Source organism: Streptoverticillium olivoreticuli subsp. olivoreticuli, from assembly GCF_003391135.1.
GTDB lineage: Bacteria > Actinomycetota > Actinomycetes > Streptomycetales > Streptomycetaceae > Streptomyces > Streptomyces blastmyceticus.
Genome location: NZ_CP031455.1, coordinates 6,263,225 through 6,282,218, shown reverse-complemented (window position 1 = coordinate 6,282,218; position 18,994 = coordinate 6,263,225). Strand labels below are relative to the sequence as shown.

Annotated in this window: 18 protein-coding genes; 6 read left to right on the top strand and 12 right to left on the bottom strand. The window is 72.8% G+C overall.

The features are described from left to right. Positions 1 to 65 precede the first annotated feature (65 nt). The 8 genes from def to DXZ73_RS27960 form a co-directional block, all read right to left on the bottom strand. Entirely contained in the window at positions 66 to 695 is a 630-nt protein-coding gene (gene def, locus DXZ73_RS27995; protein ID WP_116213803.1) for a peptide deformylase, read from the bottom strand. Between the two features lie 86 nt (positions 696 to 781). Beyond that, positions 782 to 1,768 carry a tetratricopeptide repeat protein gene (locus tag DXZ73_RS27990; protein WP_116215906.1) on the bottom strand — a complete coding sequence of 329 codons (987 nt, stop codon included), beginning with the start codon at positions 1,766 to 1,768 and terminating at the stop codon, positions 782 to 784. A gap of 257 nt (positions 1,769 to 2,025) precedes the next feature. Then, positions 2,026 to 3,291 (bottom strand): HD-GYP domain-containing protein, encoded by a 1,266-nt coding sequence (locus DXZ73_RS27985; protein ID WP_425315874.1) that lies wholly within the window; start codon positions 3,289 to 3,291, stop codon positions 2,026 to 2,028. After that, on the bottom strand, positions 3,291 to 4,619 hold the full coding sequence (locus DXZ73_RS27980) for an HD-GYP domain-containing protein (protein WP_116213801.1): 1,329 nt from the start codon (positions 4,617 to 4,619) through the stop codon (positions 3,291 to 3,293). The genes DXZ73_RS27985 and DXZ73_RS27980 overlap by 1 nt, the downstream gene beginning before the upstream one ends. A 211-nt stretch (positions 4,620 to 4,830) precedes the next feature. Next, complete coding sequence (gene rsrA, locus DXZ73_RS27975) at positions 4,831 to 5,160, bottom strand: mycothiol system anti-sigma-R factor (RefSeq protein WP_116213800.1); 330 nt, start codon at positions 5,158 to 5,160, stop codon at positions 4,831 to 4,833. Then, positions 5,157 to 5,837 carry a sigma-70 family RNA polymerase sigma factor gene (locus DXZ73_RS27970; RefSeq protein ID WP_240351513.1) on the bottom strand — a complete coding sequence of 227 codons (681 nt, stop codon included), beginning with the start codon at positions 5,835 to 5,837 and terminating at the stop codon, positions 5,157 to 5,159. The genes rsrA and DXZ73_RS27970 overlap by 4 nt, the downstream gene beginning before the upstream one ends. A gap of 284 nt (positions 5,838 to 6,121) precedes the next feature. Further along, on the bottom strand, positions 6,122 to 6,751 hold the full coding sequence (locus DXZ73_RS27965; protein WP_116213798.1) for an alpha/beta family hydrolase: 630 nt from the start codon (positions 6,749 to 6,751) through the stop codon (positions 6,122 to 6,124). 304 nt (positions 6,752 to 7,055) lie between these two features. Beyond that, positions 7,056 to 7,871, bottom strand: a complete 816-nt coding sequence (locus DXZ73_RS27960; protein WP_116213797.1) for an SOS response-associated peptidase — start codon at positions 7,869 to 7,871, stop codon at positions 7,056 to 7,058. Between the two features lie 41 nt (positions 7,872 to 7,912). On the opposite strand from DXZ73_RS27960, the gene DXZ73_RS27955 reads away from it, so the two are divergent. The 4 genes from DXZ73_RS27955 to DXZ73_RS27940 all read left to right on the top strand — a co-directional run bounded on the left by DXZ73_RS27955 (position 7,913) and on the right by DXZ73_RS27940 (position 11,447). Next, complete coding sequence (locus DXZ73_RS27955) at positions 7,913 to 8,626, top strand: M50 family metallopeptidase (protein ID WP_116213796.1); 714 nt, start codon at positions 7,913 to 7,915, stop codon at positions 8,624 to 8,626. A gap of 27 nt (positions 8,627 to 8,653) precedes the next feature. Next, positions 8,654 to 10,012, top strand: a complete 1,359-nt coding sequence (aroA, locus tag DXZ73_RS27950; RefSeq protein WP_116213795.1) for a 3-phosphoshikimate 1-carboxyvinyltransferase — start codon at positions 8,654 to 8,656, stop codon at positions 10,010 to 10,012. A gap of 18 nt (positions 10,013 to 10,030) precedes the next feature. Next, on the top strand, positions 10,031 to 11,035 hold the full coding sequence (rsgA, locus tag DXZ73_RS27945) for a ribosome small subunit-dependent GTPase A (protein WP_116213794.1): 1,005 nt from the start codon (positions 10,031 to 10,033) through the stop codon (positions 11,033 to 11,035). Between the two features lie 88 nt (positions 11,036 to 11,123). Beyond that, positions 11,124 to 11,447 carry a DMT family transporter gene (locus DXZ73_RS27940; RefSeq protein ID WP_116213793.1) on the top strand — a complete coding sequence of 108 codons (324 nt, stop codon included), beginning with the start codon at positions 11,124 to 11,126 and terminating at the stop codon, positions 11,445 to 11,447. Positions 11,448 to 11,502: 55 nt separating this feature from the next. Here the strand turns inward: DXZ73_RS27940 and DXZ73_RS27935 are convergent, their stop codons facing one another. From DXZ73_RS27935 to DXZ73_RS27925, 3 genes are read right to left on the bottom strand one after another with little or no spacing between them, the layout of a single operon-like run. Continuing rightward, positions 11,503 to 13,542 carry an ABC transporter ATP-binding protein gene (locus DXZ73_RS27935; protein ID WP_116213792.1) on the bottom strand — a complete coding sequence of 680 codons (2,040 nt, stop codon included), beginning with the start codon at positions 13,540 to 13,542 and terminating at the stop codon, positions 11,503 to 11,505. Continuing rightward, positions 13,523 to 14,470, bottom strand: coding sequence for an ABC transporter permease (locus DXZ73_RS27930; protein ID WP_116213791.1), 948 nt, complete (start codon positions 14,468 to 14,470; stop codon positions 13,523 to 13,525). The genes DXZ73_RS27935 and DXZ73_RS27930 overlap by 20 nt, the downstream gene beginning before the upstream one ends. 8 nt (positions 14,471 to 14,478) lie before the next feature. After that, positions 14,479 to 15,486 carry an ABC transporter permease gene (locus tag DXZ73_RS27925; RefSeq protein ID WP_425315873.1) on the bottom strand — a complete coding sequence of 336 codons (1,008 nt, stop codon included), beginning with the start codon at positions 15,484 to 15,486 and terminating at the stop codon, positions 14,479 to 14,481. A 167-nt stretch (positions 15,487 to 15,653) separates the two neighbouring features. Here DXZ73_RS27925 and DXZ73_RS27920 point away from each other — a divergent pair, with 167 nt between their 5' ends. After that, positions 15,654 to 17,354: an ABC transporter family substrate-binding protein gene (locus tag DXZ73_RS27920; protein ID WP_116213790.1), complete on the top strand. Its 1,701-nt coding sequence runs from the start codon at positions 15,654 to 15,656 to the stop codon at positions 17,352 to 17,354. Here the strand turns inward: DXZ73_RS27920 and DXZ73_RS27915 are convergent. Further along, a complete protein-coding gene (locus tag DXZ73_RS27915; RefSeq protein WP_116213789.1) occupies positions 17,347 to 18,027 on the bottom strand; it encodes a TetR/AcrR family transcriptional regulator in 681 nt (226 codons plus the stop codon). The two genes, DXZ73_RS27920 and DXZ73_RS27915, sit on opposite strands and share 8 nt — an antisense overlap. Before the next feature lie 126 nt (positions 18,028 to 18,153). Here DXZ73_RS27915 and hisN point away from each other — a divergent pair, with 126 nt between their 5' ends. Beyond that, positions 18,154 to 18,948 (top strand): histidinol-phosphatase, encoded by a 795-nt coding sequence (hisN, locus tag DXZ73_RS27910; RefSeq protein ID WP_116213788.1) that lies wholly within the window; start codon positions 18,154 to 18,156, stop codon positions 18,946 to 18,948. The last annotated feature ends 46 nt before the right edge of the window (positions 18,949 to 18,994 follow it).

Sequence of the window (18,994 nt, the reverse complement as noted above, 5' to 3'; positions counted from 1 at the left end):
CCGAAGGGCCCGTACGGATCGCTCCGTACGGGCCCTTCGGCGTTGCTTCAAGCCGTGTGCCGCGCTCAGTCGTTGGGGACGACCTCGTACCGCGGCGTGCCCTCCGCCATCTGGCGAAGCGCGTCCTTGCGGTCGCGCTTGGAGAGGCGGTCGATGTAGAGGTAGCCGTAGAGGTGGTCCGTCTCGTGCTGGAGGCAGCGGGCGAAGTAGCCCGTGCCCTCGACCGCGATGGGGTTGCCCTCGGCGTCCTGACCGCGGACGACCGCGTAGTCCGGGCGGGCCAGCGAGGCGTAGGCGGTCGGGACGGACAGGCAGCCCTCGTTGGAGTCGTCGAGGATGCGGCGGTCGGCCGGGATCTCGTCGAGGACGGGGTTGCAGACGGCGCCCACGTGCCGCACGCCCTCGTCGTCCATGCAGTCGTAGACGAAGACCTTGAGGTCGACGCCGATCTGGTTGGCGGCCAGGCCCACGCCCTCGGCGGTGCGCTGGCTGGCGAACATGTCGTCGACGAGCTGCGCGAGCTCGTCGCCGAACTCGGTGACGTCCTTGCACTCCTTGTGCAGCACGGGGTTGCCGACGACGGTGATCGGGCGGGACGTGCCACGCTCGCGGTGCGCGAGCTCGCGCGCCTCGCAGTCCTCGGTGTCCACGATGAACTCGCCGGTCATCGGCTGATCGGTCTCTTGCTGCGCCATGCCGCCGTTACGCCTCTCTGCAAAACTCGGAAGTCAAACCCGGAAAAAGGGATGCCTGTACAGGGTACGGGGGCCACGGGCGCACCTCAGCAGACTTCTTCCAGATCCCGCCACTCCCGGGTGTCCGGGCTGTCCGCGACCCAGCCGTCGAGCAGGCCGCGCACGAGGCCGGCCGGGGCGGCGATGCCGCACTCGCGCTCGGGCACCCACAGCGAGCCGGAACCGGCCGTGCGGTGGCCGAGCGGGCCCGGGTGGCCCGGCTCGCTGTGGTCGTGCGGGTCGAGGTGCTCGCCGTCGCCCTCGTCGCTGGGCATCCGGCTCTCGGAGCAGGTGCGGCACAGCAGCCGCACGGAGGAGGACCAGTCCTCGGCGGCGAAGCCCGCGTCGGCCGCGAGCCGCTCCAGGGCGTCCCGGTCGGCCTCGGTGGCGGCCTCCAGGAGGACCACCCAGGTCGGCACGGGCGAGGGGGCCCACAGCTCGATCTCGTCGAAGACGGGGTAGGAGGGCCCGGCGGCGGTGACCCGCTCGCCGTGCGGGACGCCGTCGTGCAGCACGACCTCGCCCCAGCGCCGCCCGGACGACGGCAGCGGGATGGAGAGGACCTCCATCCGGGCCGGGTCGAGCCGGCGGCCCCAGACGACCTCCGCCTCGCCCTCCGGCGAGAGCCGTACGGCCGCGCTGCCCAGCTCCATGCCGACCGGCTCACCGGCCGGGGCGGCCTCGCCGGGCACCCGCAGGCCGTACGCCTGCCAGGCGCGGCGGGCCAGCGGCCAGTCCTGGAGGGCGGTGGCGGCGATGCCCACGTTCCACCAGTCGGGGGCGCCCGCCTCGCGGTCCAGCAGGGCGACGGCCCGCAGCCCGGCGGCGCGGGCCTGCTCCCAGTCGTGCCGGAACTTGTGCAGCAAGGCGAGGTTGAACCACGACTCGGACAGCCACGGCTCCATGTCGGCGGCACGGGTCAGCAGTGCGCCCGCGTCCTCGTACCGGCCGTCGCCGATCAAAGTGAAAGCACGGTCGGTGGCCTGCCGCCACGAGGCGGAAGGCCGATGCCGTACCTTGCCGAAGATCCTCACGATTCCCGCCTGCCGGTTTCTGCGTGCGACCACGCCGGATGACCCAGGTGACGGTCGCCGTCCTCCCTGACGACAACCTGCCACATCTCTTCTGCTCCGGGAAGCTGCGCCCGCCACTCCTCGATGGCGACGCGAGCGGCACCCCCCGTAGTCCGCGCTCTGTGTGTCGTTTTCTTCTCTTCGCATCCAACCATGCCCCTTTGGACGCCCGCTCATTACCCGTGGGTTCAGCGACCGCGCGGGCTTTGCCGGGGCTCCTACGGGTCAGGGGGCGGGGTCCGGGGCGGGCAGGGGGCGCGCGCCAGCACCCGGGCCAGGGCCTCGACGACCTGGGGGTCGTGGTCGTGGGCCGTGGCCAGGCGCAGCCGCTCCAGGGCGCGCAGCGGGCCGCAGGCGGCGGTCCCGGCGAGGTCGTCGTAGGCGTTGACGGTACGGACGATGCGGGCGGTGAGCGGCTGCTCACGGAAGGGGTCCGCCTGCCGCTCCACGACCACCGCGACCTCGGAGGGGACGCCGGTCTGCCGGACGACCGCGCCGCCCAGCAGGGCGATGCGGCGGCGTTCCGCGGGCGGCAGCGGCTCGGTCGCCCCGGCGGGCACGGGGTCCAGCAGCGAGAGCTGGCCGATGTCGTGCATCAGCGCCGCGTACTCCAGAACGGTGAGATCCGCCTCGGTCAGACCGAGCTCGCGGCCGGTGGCGCGGCTGAGCGCGGCGACCCTGCGGGCGTGCCCGGCCGGGGTGTGGCCGGCGATCTCCGTGGAGCGGGCCAGGGAGGCGATGGTCTGGTGACAGGTGGCGCGCACGGCGGTGTAGCGGCGGAAGGACAGCTGGGTGAGCAGCAGCGGCAGGCAGAAGACCGGCAGCGCCCAGAGCCCGGCGACGGCCACGGCGAGCGCCATGACGACGCCGGTCGCGCAGATCGCCGTGCCGATGCCGGGCAGGGCGCGCAGCTCGTCGCGCAGGGCCGGGCCGTACGGTCCGCCGGTGCGGGCCCGGGACAGGGCGGCGGCCAGGACGGCGTCGCACAGTGCGGTGAGGGCGAGCAGGAGCAGCAGGAACGGCGCGTAGTACGGGCTGTGGCCGGGCCAGCGGTCGAGGGCGCCGGTGTTGTGCAGGGGCTGGAAGCAGACGGCGGCGAAGCCGGTGGTGAGCAGGCGGCGCGCGAGGTGGTCGCGCGCGGGCGGGCGGCCGAGCGCGCCGGCGAGCGTGGCGGCGAGGACGACGGCGACGACCTGGGCCGGGCCGTGCGTGGTGGGCCGCCCGCCGACCTCGCCGAGCAGGGCGTACGCGAGGGCCCCGGCGGCTCCGACGGGCGCGGTCTCGCGGGCCTCGGCGGTGGCCGTGGGGCGGCGTCGCACGGCTTCACCGAGGGTGATCAACACTCCGTACGCGAAGGCCACTTGGGGCTGCGCCACGCCGCCGCGGGCGGTCCACGCGAGCGCGGTCACGGCGGCGGCCGCGGCGGCGGCGTGCACCCAGCGGACGGCCAGGGTGGCGTTCGACGGTTTCGATGGTGCGCTCATCATCCCTCGCCGCCGTGAAGGGTCGCTCCGGTGACCGAATCCCGCGCAGAAGGGACGTTTCCGCTGGGCAGAATTATGCATTCCGTGAGCAGGGAGCCCTCCGAAGTGACGGTCGGGTGCCAGCCGTGGTGCTCCAGCGCGGCCTCCAGCGCGTCGACCATGTGCGGGTCGAACTGGGTGCCGGAGCAGCGGTGCAGCTCGGCCATCGCGGTGGCGACCGGCCGGGCGCGGCTGTAACTGCGGGTGGAGGTCATCGCGTCGAAGGCGTCGGCGACGGCGACGATCCGCGCGAACTGCGGGATCTGCCGGCCGCTGAGCCCGTACGGATAGCCGCTGCCGTCCAGCCGCTCGTGGTGGTGGAGGATCGCCGCGCGCGCCTCGTCCAGGAAGCCGATGCCGCGGACCATCTCGTGCCCGTACTCCGGGTGGAGCTCGATGACGCGCCGCTCCTCGGGGGTCAGCGGGCCGTCCTTGCGCAACAGCCGGGTGGGGATGCCGAGTTTGCCGATGTCGTGCAGGATGCCCGCGAAGCGCAGCGCCTCCAGCCGCTCCCCCGCCAGGCCCAGCTCGCGGGCGATCAGCACCGACGCGCGGCCGACGCGCTCGCTGTGGCCGCGCGTGTAGCGGTCCTTGAGGTCGACGGCCTGCACCAGGGCCCGGATCGTGGCCTGGTGGGCGGCGCGCTCCCGCTCATAGCGGTCCAGGAACCAGGACGAGACGGACATCGGCAGCAGGACGAGCAGGGCGGCCAGCGGCCCGTACGCGCTGCGCCAGAGCACCGCCGTCATCAGGCCCGTGGGCCCGTGCACCAGCGCGGGCAGCAGCGCGCCCGGCAGCAGGCCGCACCAGGCGGCCCGGGGCGAGCGGCGCTCGGCGGTGAACCGGATGACGCCGTCGAGGACGGCGGCGGCGAGGGAGAAGGCGAGGGCGGCCGCGAGGGCGGGCGGCAGCGCGGCGGTGAACGCGGCGCCGGACGGGGCGGTGAGGGCGAAGACGTACGAGGCGGCGCACGCGGCGAGCGACAGCTGGGCGGCGTGCCACCAGCGCCGCGCCCACACCGGGCGCTGCTCGACGCGGCCCGCGAGGGCGCCCGGCACGGCGACGAGCGCGGCGGCGGCCGGGGGCAGCAGGAACGCGCCGGCGAGCAGGACGGGGAGCGTCAGCGTGCGGCGGGGCAGCCGCTCACAGGCGGCGCAGACGGCGGCGAGCAGGGCGGTCGCGGCCCAGGGGGCCGCGGTTCCGGCCCGCACGGCGGGCGCGGCACACAGGGCCGCGGCGACCACGGCGCAGGCGACACAGCCGCGTGCCACCGCCGGAAGTGCCCACATGGCGCGTCCTCCCCGTCCCGTACGAAGCAGGCCAGCTTGCCGTCAGGATGGGGAGAATAGGCTGAGGGGACGCCCTGGAACGGCGCATTCGGGTATTACCCCGGCCGAACCGACCGGTTGCACACCTTCGGGTGATGTTGCCCCGGGAGGGTGTTTGCCCAGGGGGCAGGCCCGCCGAAACGGCTCTTCGCCGAGCCCGGGGAGCGTGCGGTCAGTCCTGCGCGACCTTGCGCGCCGCCTCCGCCGCCCTGGCCTCGGCCACCACGTCGTGGTCCGGCACCGCCTGTCCGGCACGGATCATCTCGATGCGGCCCATGACCTTGGAGCGGAGGTCGGCGGGGACGTCGTCGTGGCCGCAGCAGCGCTTGACGAGCTTCTTCACCGCCTGCTCCAGGCCGTACTTCTCCAGGCACGGGGAGCACTCGTCGATGTGCACCTCGAACTTGGCGCAGTCGCCGTCGGGCATCTCGTGGTCGAGGAACTCGTAGAGATGGTCGAGGACTTCAGAGCAGTCCGTCTCGTGCGGGTCTCCGCAGCTCATGAGTCCGAGCCTTTCCGATTGTGCGACTCGTCGGAACCGTTCGGCGCCGGAGCTGTACCGGCCGGGACCAGACCGCGCTCGCGGGCGTAATCCTCCAGCATTCCGCGCAGCTGGCGGCGGCCCCGGTGCAGTCGGGACATGACCGTGCCGATGGGCGTACCCATGATGTCCGCGATCTCCTTGTAGGCAAAGCCCTCCACGTCCGCGAGGTAGACCGCTATGCGGAATTCCTCGGGAATGGCCTGAAGGGCCTCCTTGACATCGGAGTCGGGGAGGTGGTCCAGGGCCTGGGACTCGGCGGACCGCAGACCGGTCGACATGTGCGACTCGGCGCGGGCGAGCTGCCAGTCCTCGATCTCCTCCGACGCGCTGCGCAGGGGCTCACGCTGCTTCTTGCGGTAGGAGTTGATGAACGTGTTGGTCAGGATGCGGTACAGCCACGCCTTGAGGTTCGTACCGTCGCGGAACTGATGGAAGGAGGCGTACGCCTTGGCATACGTCTCCTGGACCAGGTCCTCCGCGTCAGCGGGGTTGCGCGTCATGCGCAGGGCGGCCGAGTACATCTGGTCGAGGAAGGTCAGAGCGTCCCGCTCGAAGCGGGCGTTGCGTGCCGCGGCGCTCTCGGCGCCGACGGTGCCGTCATCGGTCCCCTCGTCGGTCCCAGATACCGGACCCACCTCCTCCAACACCCTGGCGGATCCGGAAACGGGCCCGCTCGAATCGGAGAATAGACGACGATCCGGCCCGTCCGCCGCTCCAGCGGAAGCGGGCTGCGCCACATGCAGTGCCGACCATCCCAGGTCAGCGGTCTGCGGGCGGCGGGACAGGCAAGCGGTCGAACCCATGCTGCGAGCTCCCATTCCTCTGTCGTGCCAGTGCGTGGTGACGTTGTGCACAACAGCGGTGCCCGGTCCCGCATTCCCGAAGCGCGGGACGCTTTCCGCGGGGTCGGCCGAACGGGTCAGCCGGGCAGCCCGGCGAGCCACGCGGCGACCGCCTCGGTGATCACGGCGAGGGCGCCGTCCTGGCCGATGGCCGCCTTCTTCGGTACGGCGAAGCCGTGGTCGCCGTCCGGGACGGCGACCAGCTCGGTGCCGGACGGGAATTCCTGAGGGCGCCCGAAAGGGTCCTTGGCGCCCTGGACGACGAGCGTGGGCAGCGGCGCGGCGCCTGTCAGTTCCTCCGCGCGGGACTTCTCGGGCCTGCCCGGCGGGTGCAGCGGAAAGCTCAGAGCGAGGACGCCGACCGCGCCGAGCTCCTTCGCCGTGCGGCAGGCGACGCGGGCACCGGCGCTGCGGCCGCCCGCGACGACCGGCCGCCCCGGCTCGGCCAGCGCGGGCCACAGCGCGGTCCAGGCGGAGTCGAGCGTCTTCGGCGCGGGGGCGACCTTCTTGCCCGCGACGCGCCAGGGTTGTTCGACGAGGGCGACGGTGATCTTGTGCGTGGGGAGGGTGGCGGCGATCGCTTGAAGGTCGCGAGCCTCTACGCCGCCGCCGGCGCCGTGCCCGAGGGCGAGGATCAGGCGGGGCTTCGGGGCGGGGTACCAGTGGATTCTGGCTTCGCCGGTGGGGGTGCGCACTGTTTCGATCACGGGTCCATGGTGCGGCACGGCTGCGCCTGCGGCGGGCTTTGTCCCCACCCCGCCCCTTCCCACAGCGTCTGATGCTCGGCTCCGCCGAGGCCGGGGCTCCGCCCCGGACCCATGCTCGGGTGCGGCCCAGCGGTTTGTTCCCCACCCCGCCCCTTCCCGAACTGGGGCTCCGCCCCAGACCCCGAAGCACGCTCCGCGCACTGTCCTCAAACGCCGGACGGGCTGAATTCAGCCCGTCCGGCGTTTGAGGACGCGCCCGCAGAGCGCTCCCGCCGCAGGCGGCGACGGACCCGCACCCTGGCACTCAGAACAGCGTCGACTCCTCCGGTGCCTCCAGTTCGCGCAAAAGCTCCGGCGTGTTGTTGCGGACGTCGCTGACCGCCGTCGACACCGGATACGCGCGCACCAGCGAGGACCGCGGCGGCACCAGCAGCGACCGCAGGTCGGAAGGGTCCGTGCGGGAGGGGTCGAGCCAGGCGTCCCACCGGTCCGGCGGCAGGATCAGCGGCATGCGCGGATGGATCTCCGCCAGGGACCGCGGCCCCTCGCCGCCCGCCAGGGCGAACGGTTCCGGGGACGCCTCCGTCGTGATCACCGTGCACGTCGCCCACCACGCCTGCGGATGGTCGGCGGGCAGCGTCGGGTCGCGCCAGAACTCGTACAGCCCGGCCATGGCCATGACCGAGCCGTCCGCCGGGGTCACGAAGTACGGCTGCTTGCGGGAGCGCTTCCTGCGGCCGCGCTCCTCCAGCTCGCGCTCGGCCGCGCCGGTGACCCACTCGTAGTAGCCGTCGGCGGGTATCAGGCAGCGGCGCGCCTCGAAGGCCCGCCGGTAGGACGGCTTCTCGTGGACGGTCTCCGCCCGCGCGTTGATCATCTTCGCGGCTCCCTCGGGCGATTTCGCCCAGGACGGAACCAATCCCCACCGCAGCGAGCGGAGCTGGCGAACCGGACCGCGCTCCCTGGCGTCTTTAAGAGGACGTTCGAGCACCACGGGCACGCTCTTCGTCGGCGCCACGTTCCAGTCCGGAGCGAGCGTCTCCTCCGGTTCCCACTTCCCGACGCCGAAGAGCCCCACGAGATCCTCGGGACTCCGGCTCGCCGCATATCGACCACACATGTTCGCCACCCTGCCACGGACCCCTGAGGAGCCGCGCACAAATGGACACCACCAACGCCACCGCCCTGTGGGACCGGGTGGTCGGGACCCAGCCCGACCCCACGCTGTGGCTGGTGGTCGCCACCGGGGTCGTCGCGCTCGCCGCGGTCCTCCCGCGCCGGGTCTGGCTGGTCACCCGCAACGCCATCACGATCGCCCACGAGGGTGGCCACGGCCTCGTGGCCCTGCTCAGCGGCCGCCGCCTGGACGGCATCCGGCTGCACTCGGACACCTCGGGGCTGACCGTCTCCCGGGGCAGGCCCACCGGCCTCGGCATGATCCTGACCGCGGCGGCGGGCTACACCGCCCCCTCGCTGCTCGGCCTGGGCGGGGCCTGGCTGCTCGCGGCCGGGCACATCACGGCCCTGCTGTGGGGTGCCACGGCGCTGCTCGCCGCGCTGCTGGTGATGGTCCGCAACGCCTTCGGCGTGCTGACCGTGGTGCTCACCGGCGCCGCCTTCGTCCTGGTGTCCTGGCTGGCGGGCCCGGCGGTGCAGGCGCTGTTCGCGTACGGGGTCGTCTGGTTCATGCTGCTGGGCGGCGTCCGGCCGGCCTTCGAGCTCCAGGCGAAGCGGCGGCACGGCCGGTCCGGGGACTCCGACGCCGATCAGCTCGCCCGGCTCACGAACGTGCCCCCGGTGGTCTGGCTGCTGTTCTTCCACGTGGTCTCGCTGTGCGCGCTGACCGGAGGGGGCCGCTGGCTGCTCGGGCTGTGACCCGGTACGAGCCACTAAGGTAAAGACATGACCGAGAGCCCTGCGCCCACCGACCTCTGGCCTGCCCCCCTCGCGAGCGGGGCCGTCGACGCGACCGTCACCGTGCCGGGATCGAAATCGGTCACCAACCGTGCCCTGGTCCTGGCGGCCCTGGCCGCCGAGCCCGGCTGGGTCCGCCGGCCGCTGCGCTCGCGTGACACGCTGCTGATGGCCGAGGCGCTGCGCGCCATGGGCGTGGGCATCGAGGAGACCGTCTCGTCGAGCTCCACGGGCGCCGGTTCCGGCGAGGCGTGGCGGGTGATCCCCGCGCGGCTGCACGGCCCGGCCACGGTCGACGTCGGCAACGCCGGCACGGTCATGCGCTTCCTGCCGCCCGTCGCCGCGCTGGCCGACGGCCCGATCCGCTTCGACGGCGACCCGCGCAGCTACGAGCGGCCGCTGCACGGCGTGATCGACGCGCTGCGCGCCCTGGGCGCGCGTATAGACGACAACGAGCGGGGCGCGCTGCCGCTGACCGTGCACGGCGGCGGGGCGCTGGACGGCGGGACGGTCGAGATCGACGCGTCCTCGTCCTCGCAGTTCGTGAGCGCCCTGCTGCTGTCCGCGCCGCGCTTCAACCAGGGCGTGGAGGTGCGTCACACCGGCGCCGTCCTGCCGTCGATGCCGCACATCCGGATGACCGTGGACATGCTGCGCATGGCGGGCGCCCAGGTCGACACCCCGGAGTCGGGCGGCGAGCCCAATGTGTGGCGGGTCTCCTCCAGTGCCCTCCTCGGCCGCGACATCGTCGTGGAGCCCGACCTGTCCAACGCCGCGCCGTTCCTGGCGGCGGCCCTGGTCACCGGCGGCCGGGTCACCATCCCCGACTGGCCCGAGCGCACCACCCAGCCGGGCGACGCGCTGCGGGAGATCTTCACCGCCATGGGCGGCGCCTGCGAGCTGTCCGACGCGGGGCTGACCTTCACCGGCACGGGCCGGATCACCGGCATCGAGGCCGACCTGCACGAGGTCGGCGAGCTGACCCCGGTGATCGCGGCCGTCGCCGCGCTCGCCGACTCCGAGTCCGTCCTGAGCGGCATCGCGCACCTGCGGCTGCACGAGACGGACCGGCTGGCCGCGCTCGCCAAGGAGATCAACGAGCTCGGCGGCGACGTCACCGAGACCGAGGACGGCCTGCGCATCCGCCCGCGCCCGCTGCACGGCGGCGTCTTCCACACCTACGAGGACCACCGGCTGGCCACCGCGGCGGCCGTGATCGGCCTCGCGGTCGACGGTGTCCAGGTGGAGAACGTGGCGACGACCGCCAAGACCCTGCCGGACTTCCCGGAGCTGTGGACCGGGATGCTGGGGCCCGTCGCGGGGGCGACGACGGTGTCGAGAGCCTGAGAAGAGCGGAAGAGCACCATGCGCCGCTACGGCAAGAACCCCGACGAGGACGACATCCGCGTCCGCCCCAACCGCAAGGGCAACCGGCCCCGCACCAACATCCGCCCGAAGCACGAGGACGCAGCCGAGGGCTTCGTCCTCACCGTCGACCGGGGCCGGCTCCACGTCCTCGTCGAGGACCGCACCATCATCGCGATGAAGGCGCGTGAGCTGGGGCGCAAGGGGGCCGTGGTCGGGGACCGGGTCGCGGTGGTCGGCGACCTCAGCGGCGCCAAGGACACCCTGGCGCGGATCGTCCGGGTCGAGGAGCGCTCCTCCGTGCTGCGCCGTACGGCCGACGACGACGACCCCTTCGAGCGAGTCGTCGTCGCCAACGCCGACCAGCTCGCGATCGTCACCGCCCTCGCCGACCCCGAGCCGCGCCCCCGGCTGATCGACCGCTGCCTGGTCGCGGCGTACGACGCGGGCCTGGAGCCGCTGCTCGTCCTGACCAAGTCGGACCTGGCCTCGCCGGACAAACTGCTGGAGTCGTACGGCGCGCTGGGCGTGCCCCATGTGGTCACCAGCCGTGAGGAGCTGGCGAGCGGCGGGGCCGCCGACCGGGTCCGGGAGCGGCTGACGGACCGCGTCACGGCCTTCGTCGGGCACTCCGGCGTCGGCAAGACCACGCTCGTCAACGCCCTCGTCGAACGGCAGCGCGCCACCGGCCACGTCAACGCCGTGACCGGCCGCGGGCGGCACACCACGACCTCGGCGCTGGCCCTGCCGCTGCCCGGCGACTCGGGCTGGGTCATCGACACCCCGGGCGTGCGGTCCTTCGGCCTGCACCACGTGGACCCCTCCCGCGTCATCCTCGCCTTCCCCGACCTGGTGCCGGGCACCGAGGACTGCCCGCGCGCGTGCAGCCACGACGAGCCGGACTGCGCGCTGGACCAGTGGGTCGAGGACGGTCACGCCGATCCCCAGCGGCTGTACTCCCTGCGGCGGCTGCTTGCCACGAGGGAGCGGCGCGAAGGCGACTGATCGCCTACGTTTGCGAGTGACCGCCTGTGGCAAGTGCAACAAACACACCGGACGGAACGGCGGTCACCGAGACACGGGAGGCAAACTGATGGCGTGGCTGCTGGTCGTGGTCGCCGGTCTGCTGGAGACCGGCTTCGCCGTCTGTCTCAAGCTCTCGCACGGTTTCACCCGGCTGTGGCCGACGATTGCGTTCGCGTGCTTCGCCCTCGGCAGCTTCGGCCTGCTGACGATGTCCCTGAAGAAACTCGACGTGGGCCCGGCGTACGCGGTGTGGACGGGCATCGGCGCGGCGGGCACGGCGATCTACGGCATGATCTTCCTGGGCGACCTGGTGTCGACCCTGAAGCTCGTCTCGATCGGCCTGGTGATCCTGGGCGTGATGGGCCTCCAACTGTCGGGCTCGGCCCACTGAGGGCAGGGGGTCCGGGGGTCTGGGGCGGAGCCCCCCACGCGGCGGAGCCGCAAATCTACGCAGCCGGGAAGGGGCGGGGCTGGGGAAAGTGACAGGCGACCTCCCCCACCGGCCGCTCCCCTGCACACCGCGCCCGATCCCCCGCCCCCAGCCCGGCATACACAGGGCACCGCCCCACAAACCCGCACCCCTCCGCCCGCAGCACAGCGCTGGGCGGGTCTCCCGCCAGCAGGACGCGCGAGCGAGACCGCTCCGCCACAGGATCCGGCACCGGCACCGCCGACAGCAGCGCCTGCGTATAGGGGTGCCGAGGCCGGGCGAAGACCTCCTCGACGGCGCCCGATTCGACCGTACGCCCGAGGTACATGACGCTCACCCGGTCCGCGATGTGCCGTACGACGGACAGGTCGTGGGAGACGAAGAGGTAGGCGAGCCCGAGCTCGTCCTTGAGTCTGCGCAGCAGGTTGAGGATGCCCGCCTGCACGGACACGTCCAGCGCGGACACCGGCTCGTCAAGGACCAGCAGCCGCGGTTCCACGGCGAGCGCGCGGGCGATGCCGATGCGCTGCCGCTGTCCGCCGGAGAACTCGTGGGGGAAGCGCGCCGCGTGCGCCGCCTCCAGGCCGACCAGGCGCAGGAGTTCGGGGATCCGGCGGGCCACCGCGCCCCGGTCGGCGCCCTGCGCGCGCAGGGGTTCGGCGACGATCTCGCCGACGGGCTGCCGGGGGTCGAGACTGGCCATGGGGTCCTGGAAGACGATCTGCACGGAGCCGCGCAGCGCCTTGATCTGACGTTTCGTCAATTCCGAGGTGCGGTGGCCCAGTACCTCCACCTCGCCCGCCTCGGGGGCGGCCAGCCGGAGGATCTCCAGCAGGGTGGTGGACTTGCCGGACCCCGACTCCCCCACCAGGCCCAGCGTCTCGCCGCGCCGGATGTCGAGGTCCACGCCGTCCACCGCGTGGACGCTGCCGACCCGGCGTCCGAACGCGGCGCCCTTGAGGAGGGGGAAGGTCTTGGTGAGGCCTTCGACGCGCAGGACGGCGGGGAGTTCGCCGCGGGGCGTGACGGCGCGTACGGGCGCGGGCTCGTCCACCGGATAGACGTCCGTGGCGGCCAGGTCGCGGGCGGCGATCTCCGGTGCCTTCACACAGGCCGTGCGGTGCTCCTCCGGGCCCGCGAGCTCGGGTTCGGCCGTGCGGCAGGTGTCGTCGGCGAGCGGGCAGCGGGGCGCGAACGCGCAGCCCCGCGGCAGAAGGCGGAGCTCGGGCGGCGCGCCCGGCACAGGGGTGAGCACCCGGCTCCCGGGCCGGGGCACGGCGCCGAGGAGGCCCATGGTGTACGGCATGCGGGGCGCGGCGAACAGCTCGGGCGCGGGGGCGCTCTCCACGATCCGGCCCGCGTACATCACCGCGACCCGGTCGGCCATGCCCGCGATCACCCCGAGGTCGTGGCTGACGAGCAGCAGGGCGGCGCCGGTCTCCCGCTGCGCGGTCCGCAGCACCTCCAGGACCTGGGCCTGCACGGTGACGTCGAGGGCGGTGGTGGGCTCGTCGGCGAGGATGACGTCGGGGTCGTTGGCGATGGCCATGGCGATCATCGCGCGCTGGCGCATACCGCCGGAGAACTCGTGCGGGTAGGCGCGGGAGCGGTGCTCCGGGTCGGGGATGCCGACGAGGTCGAGGAGTTCGACGGCGCGGCGCCGGGCGTGGACGCGGCCGACATCCTGGTGGGTCCGTACGGCTTCGGCGATCTGGTCGCCGACGCGGTGGACGGGGGTGAGCGCGGAGAGGGGGTCCTGGAAGACCATGGCCATGCGGCGGCCGCGCAGCCGGGACAGCTCCCGGTCCCCCGCGCCGATCAGCTCGGTGCCGCCGGCCCGCACCGAGCCGCGGACCCGTGCCGTGCGGGGCAGCAGGCCCATGGCGGCGAGGGCGACGGTGGACTTGCCGGAGCCCGACTCGCCTACCAGGCCGAGGACTTCGCCGCGGCGCAGCGCGAGGTCCACGCCGCGTACGGCGGGGGCTCCGTCGAAGTCGACGTGCAGGCCGGTGATGTCGAGGACGGGCGGGTCCGCGTCAGCGTGCGGCGCGGTCATGGGTGGTTCCCTTCCGGCGCCGGCGGCGCCTGTGCTGTCCCGAGGTGGGGTCCAGTGCGTCGCGCAGGCCGTCGCCGAGGAAGTTCACGGCGAGGACGAAGACCACGAGCAGTCCGGCGGCGAAGAAGAACATCCACGGGTAGGTGACCGCGGCCCCCGAGCCGTCGGCGATGAGCGTGCCGAGGGAGACGTCGGGCGGCTGGACCCCGAACCCGAAGTACGAAAGCCCGGTCTCGCTCATCACCGCGCCGCCGACGGCGATGGTGGCGTCGACGATCAGGAACGAGGAGACGTTGGGCAGGATGTGCCGGAAGATGATGCGCAGCGGGTGCACGCCCATGAGTTCGGCGGCGCGGACGAAGTCGCGCTCCTTGAGGGACCGGGTCATCGACCGGACGACGCGGGCGGTGATCATCCAGCCGAAGACGGCGAGCAGCCCGACGAAGGCGAGCCAGCCGGTGTCGCGCAGCCGGGGCGAGACGATGGCGATGATCAGGAACGCGGGGAAGACCAGCAGCAGGTCGATGAAGAAGGTGACGAGCCGGTCGGTCCAGCCGCCGAAGTAGCCCGCGCAGGCGCCGACCACGGAGGCGAGGACGGTGGCGAACAGCGCCACCAGCAGCCCGATCAGCAGGGACTTCTGGAGCCCGTGCAGCACCTGGGCGTAGACGTCCTGCCCGATGCGGTTGGTGCCCCACCAGTGGGTGGCGGAGGGGGCCTGCCGCAGCGCGCTGTAGTCGATGTCCGTGTGGCTCCAGTGGGTGAGGTACGGGCCGCCGAAGGCGAGCAGGAAGAGCAGCAGGAGGGCGGCGGCGCCGACGACGGCATTGGTGCTGGCGGCGAAGCGGCGCAGGGCGACGCGGGTCCGTCCGGTGGGCTCGGGCGCTTCCGGGGCGGCGGTTTCGGGCGGGGTGGCGGTGATCGTCATGGGCGTTCCTAGCTGGTCCGGACGCGGGGGTCGAGCGCGGCGTGGAGCACGTCGGCCAGGAAGCCGGAGAGCAGCACCATCACGGCGGCGAACACGTTGACCGCGACGACGGAGTTGACGTCGCTCTTGCCGATGGCGTCGATGAACCAGGAGCCCATGCCGTGCCAGCCGAAGATCTTCTCCGTGAAGGCGGCGCCGGTGAACAGCGCGAGGAAGCCGTAGGCGAAGAACGTCGACATGGGGACGAGCGCGGTCCGCAGCCCGTGCTTGAGCACCGCCCGGCCGCGCGTCAGCCCCTTGGCGCGGGCGGTGCGCAGGAAGTCGGAGCCGAGGACGTCGAGCATCGTGCCGCGCTGGTAGCGGCTGTACGCGGCGGCGGTGCCCAGCGCGATGGACAGGGTGGGCAGCAGCAGATGGATGGCGCGGTCGCCGAGCAGGGTGGCGGTGGAGCCGGTGAGTCCGGGGGTCTTCTCGCCGGTGAAGGCGATGAGTTCGCTGCCCGCGCTCTGGTTGAGCCTCATCGCGCCGATCTTGAGCAGGACGGCGAGGAGGAAGGTGGGCGTGGAGAGCAGCAGGAACGCGAAGAGGGTGACGGCCCGGTCGGAGAAGCGGTACTGCCGTACGGCTCCCCAGGCGCCCGCCAGGATCCCCGCCAGGGTGCCGAGCGCCGTGCCCGCGAGGAGCAGCCGCAGGCTGACCCCGATCCGGCGCCCGAACTCCTCGCCCACGCTGCCGCTGTCGATGGTGCGCCCGAGGTCGCCGCGCACCGCGTGGGAGGCCCAGGTGGTGAAGCGGTCCATGAGCGGCGTGTGGTCGTTGATGCCGAGCGCGGTCAGCTGCGCCTCCACCGACGAGGCGGGCGGCGGTGGTTGGCGGCCCTCGAAGTAGCCGCGCGGGGACAGCGCGAGGGAGGACAGGACGTACGACAGGAAGACTGCCACGGCCAGGAGAACGGCGTAGTAGCCCAGCCGCTTGGTCAGGTAGGCGAGCACGGTGCGTGACGCTATCCGGCGCATTCGACGGCTCCGTTGCTCCCCATGTCCGCAATATGTCGGGTGGGATAAATGCACTGGCCCGGAGCTTCCCGGGCCTGTCGGGGGCACGGCGACGTGCTTACGGTGACCGGGCTCCGCCCAGCCGCCGCGCGCGTCGTGCCGTGCGCACCGACGAGAGGAAACCCGCCATGATCAAGGCTGTCAGAGCCGCCGCCGTCGTCGCCACGACCGTCTCCGCCGCCCTGGTGCTCACCGCCTGTGGCAGTGGCGGGGACGGCTCCTCCGACGACGGCGCGCAGGCGAAGGCGGCCCCCGCGGCCGGTGTGCAGGACCTCAATCCGCACCCGGTGGGCGACTTGAAGCAGGGCGGCGTCCACAAGGTGTCGATCGAGCAGTGGATCAACCAGTACAACTCCAACCAGACGGACGGCACCCAGGGCGACGCCACCGCGATCACCCAGCTGGTGGAGCCCGATCTCTTCACCTTCGACCCCAAGGGCGTGCCGCAGGCCAACCCCGACTTCCTGGTCTCGGCCGAGGTGACCTCGGCCGATCCCCAGGTCGTGACGTACGAGCTGAACCCGAAGGCCAAGTGGTCCGACGGGAAGCCGCTGGGCGTCGCGGACTTCGAGGCGCAGTGGAAGGCGCTGAACGGCACCGACGACCGCTTCCAGGTGGCGAACACCAGCGGCTACGACCAGATCGGCAAGGTCGAGCAGGGCAAGGACGCCCACGAGGTGCGCGTCACCTTCAAGACCCCGTACGCCGACTGGCAGGGCCTCTTCGACCCGCTGCTGCCGGCCTCCCTCAACGCCACCCCGGACAGCTTCAACAAGGGCTGGACGGGCCGGATCCCGGTGACGGCCAACGCCTGGAAGATAGGCGAGTACGACCGGACCGCGAAGACCATCACCGCGGTGCCGGACCCGGACTGGTGGGGCGAGAAGCCCCGGCTGGACAAGTACATCTTCTGGGCCATCGACGGCACCGCCAAGGTCGACGCCTATCTCAACAAGGAGATCGACGACACCAGCGCCGCCGCACCCGAGGCGTACAAGCGGCTGAAGCAGGACAAGGACACCGACTTCCGCATCGGTGCCCGCTGGGACCAGGTCACCCTCAGCCTCAACGGCGGCCGGGGCCCGCTCCAGGACGTGAAGGTCCGCCAGGCGGTCACGCTGGGCGTGGACCGCGAGGCGCTCGCGAACGTCGCGGGCAAGGACCTGCCGTTCCGGCCCAAGGTGGTCGGCAACCACTTCTTCATGCCGAACCAGGAGGGCTACCAGGACAACGCGGGCAGCTTCGCCAAGCGCGACCTGGAGCGCGCGAAGAAGCTGCTGGAGGAGGCCGGCTGGAAGGACGGGGGCGCCGGCAAGCCCCGTACCAAGGACGGCAAGCCGCTCTCCCTGGACTACGTCATGCCGTCGGACTCCACCGGGCTCGCCGAGGACCAGGCCAAGCTCACCCAGCAGATGCTCGGCGAGATCGGCGTCAAGGTCGAACTGCGCAAGGTGCCCGGTGACGACTACTTCGACAAGTACGTCCACCGGGGCAACTACGACCTGACGCAGTTCCGCCAGGTCGACCGGGTCTACCGCTCCAGCTCCTACCAGGACTACCGCATGCCGCAGGGCGGGAACGCCTTCGGCAACTACGGCCGGGTCAGCTCGCCGGAGGTCGACAAGCTGCTCGTGGAGGCGTCCCGGACCACCGACGCGAAGCGGCAGATCGCGCTCTACAACGAGGCCGACGCCAAGGTGTGGGAGCTGGGCCACTCGCTGCCGCTCTACCAGCGCCCGCAGATCCTGGCCGTCCGCAAGGGTCTGGCCAACACCGGCGCGCCCGGCCTCGGCGAGGAGAACCCCATCCACATCGGATGGCTCAAATAATGCGGTCGCCCTCCGCGGTGTCCGCCCCGTCCTCCGCGTCGCCCTCCTCGTAGCTCAGAAGGGCGCGGACCAGACGGGCGACTTGTCCGGCCGCCTCCTCGTACGACACGGCCGGGGCGAGCACATAGGACAGCGTCAGCCGGACGGCCGCCTCGCAGGCCCACAGCACCGCGTCCGCGGCGGGCTCCGGCCCCGCCCGCCGCAGGTCCGCCGTGACCGCGCGGGCCGTACGGTCGCGGATGCCGTCGGCCAGCGCCCAGGGCGTGGGGGTGCCGCGCGCCGGGGCGGGTCCGGACGGGCCGCGCGGTGCGGGCACGGCGGGCGCCGCGACGGCCGGGAGCCGGTCGCCGCGGCAGCCGGTCAGCGCGGCCCGCACGAGGGGGTTGGTGCGGGCCGCGCGCAGGATCCAGCCGGTCGCCGCGGCGCAGCGGTCACCGGCGTCGGCACAGTCCCCCGCGTCCGCGAGGGTGCGCTCCACACCGGCCAGCAGGGCGTCCGCCTCGCGGCGCACCAGGGCGCGCGCCAGGCCGGCCTTGCTGCCGAACTCGTTGTAGAGCGTCTGCCGGGACACCCCGGCCGCGGCCGCGACGTCGACCATCCGGACCCCGTTCCAGGGCCGTCTGTCGAGCGCCGCGTAGGCCGCGTCCAGCAGGAGCTCTCGTGCCGCGGGCATCGTCGCCTCCCCGGCCGTGCGGCCGCACGGCGGTAGTGGGCACAGAATTGACGTGCGACCGGACGGTGTCAAGAGCCCCGGGCGGGCCGCCGGTGTCCTGAGGGCACCCACAGGTACTGTTCAGCCATGTCCGACTACCACGATGATCTGCGCCTGGCCCACGTCCTGGCGGACGCCGCCGACGCGGCGACCATGGACCGGTTCAAGGCCCTCGACCTGAAGGTCGAGACGAAACCGGACATGACTCCGGTGAGCGAGGCGGACAAGGCCGCCGAGGAGCTGATCCGCGGCCATCTCCAGCGCGCGCGGCCGCGGGACGCCGTGCTGGGCGAGGAGTTCGGCGCCGAGGGCACGGGCCCGCGCCGCTGGGTGATCGACCCCATCGACGGCACCAAGAACTATGTGCGCGGGGTGCCCGTCTGGGCCACCCTGATCTCCCTGATGGTGCAGGTCGAGGGCGGCTTCGAGCCGGTCGTCGGGGTGGTGTCGGCGCCCGCGCTGGGCCGCCGCTGGTGGGCCGCGAAGGGCTCGGGCGCCTTCACCGGGCGCAGCCTGCTCTCGGCGAGCCGCCTGCAGGTGTCGCGGGTCGGCCGGATCGAGGACGCGTCGTTCGCGTACTCCTCGCTGACCGGCTGGGAGGAGCGCGGCCTGCTGCCCGGCTTCCTGGACCTGACGCGGGACTGCTGGCGGACGCGCGGCTACGGCGACTTCTGGCCTTACATGATGGTGGCCGAGGGCTCGGTGGACATCTGCGCGGAGCCGGAGCTGTCCCTGTGGGACATGGCGGCGAACGTGGTCATCGTCGAGGAGGCGGGCGGCCGCTTCACCGGCCTGGACGGCCGGCCGGGGCCGCACAGCGGTGACGCCGCGGCGTCGAACGGGCTGCTGCACGACGAGCTGCTGGGCTATCTGCGCACGTAGGCCCGTCCTCGGGGGCGCGCCCGCTTCTGTCCTTGGCGCGCGCTCC

What these genes read in the sequence shown, in the direction of transcription:
- def (WP_116213803.1), bottom strand. Translation starts at nt 695, where the DNA reads ATGGCGCAGCAAGAGACCGATCAGCCGATGACCGGCGAGTTCATCGTG.
- DXZ73_RS27985 (WP_425315874.1), bottom strand. Translation starts at nt 3,291, where the DNA reads ATGAGCGCACCATCGAAACCGTCGAACGCCACCCTGGCCGTCCGCTGG.
- DXZ73_RS27980 (WP_116213801.1), bottom strand. Translation starts at nt 4,619, where the DNA reads ATGTGGGCACTTCCGGCGGTGGCACGCGGCTGTGTCGCCTGCGCCGTG.
- rsrA (WP_116213800.1), bottom strand. Translation starts at nt 5,160, where the DNA reads ATGAGCTGCGGAGACCCGCACGAGACGGACTGCTCTGAAGTCCTCGAC.
- DXZ73_RS27960 (WP_116213797.1), bottom strand. Translation starts at nt 7,871, where the DNA reads ATGTGTGGTCGATATGCGGCGAGCCGGAGTCCCGAGGATCTCGTGGGG.
- DXZ73_RS27955 (WP_116213796.1), top strand. Translation starts at nt 7,913, where the DNA reads ATGGACACCACCAACGCCACCGCCCTGTGGGACCGGGTGGTCGGGACC.
- aroA (WP_116213795.1), top strand. Translation starts at nt 8,654, where the DNA reads ATGACCGAGAGCCCTGCGCCCACCGACCTCTGGCCTGCCCCCCTCGCG.
- rsgA (WP_116213794.1), top strand. Translation starts at nt 10,031, where the DNA reads ATGCGCCGCTACGGCAAGAACCCCGACGAGGACGACATCCGCGTCCGC.
- DXZ73_RS27940 (WP_116213793.1), top strand. Translation starts at nt 11,124, where the DNA reads ATGGCGTGGCTGCTGGTCGTGGTCGCCGGTCTGCTGGAGACCGGCTTC.
- DXZ73_RS27935 (WP_116213792.1), bottom strand. Translation starts at nt 13,542, where the DNA reads ATGACCGCGCCGCACGCTGACGCGGACCCGCCCGTCCTCGACATCACC.
- DXZ73_RS27930 (WP_116213791.1), bottom strand. Translation starts at nt 14,470, where the DNA reads ATGACGATCACCGCCACCCCGCCCGAAACCGCCGCCCCGGAAGCGCCC.
- DXZ73_RS27925 (WP_425315873.1), bottom strand. Translation starts at nt 15,486, where the DNA reads ATGCGCCGGATAGCGTCACGCACCGTGCTCGCCTACCTGACCAAGCGG.
- DXZ73_RS27920 (WP_116213790.1), top strand. Translation starts at nt 15,654, where the DNA reads ATGATCAAGGCTGTCAGAGCCGCCGCCGTCGTCGCCACGACCGTCTCC.
- DXZ73_RS27915 (WP_116213789.1), bottom strand. Translation starts at nt 18,027, where the DNA reads ATGCCCGCGGCACGAGAGCTCCTGCTGGACGCGGCCTACGCGGCGCTC.
- hisN (WP_116213788.1), top strand. Translation starts at nt 18,154, where the DNA reads ATGTCCGACTACCACGATGATCTGCGCCTGGCCCACGTCCTGGCGGAC.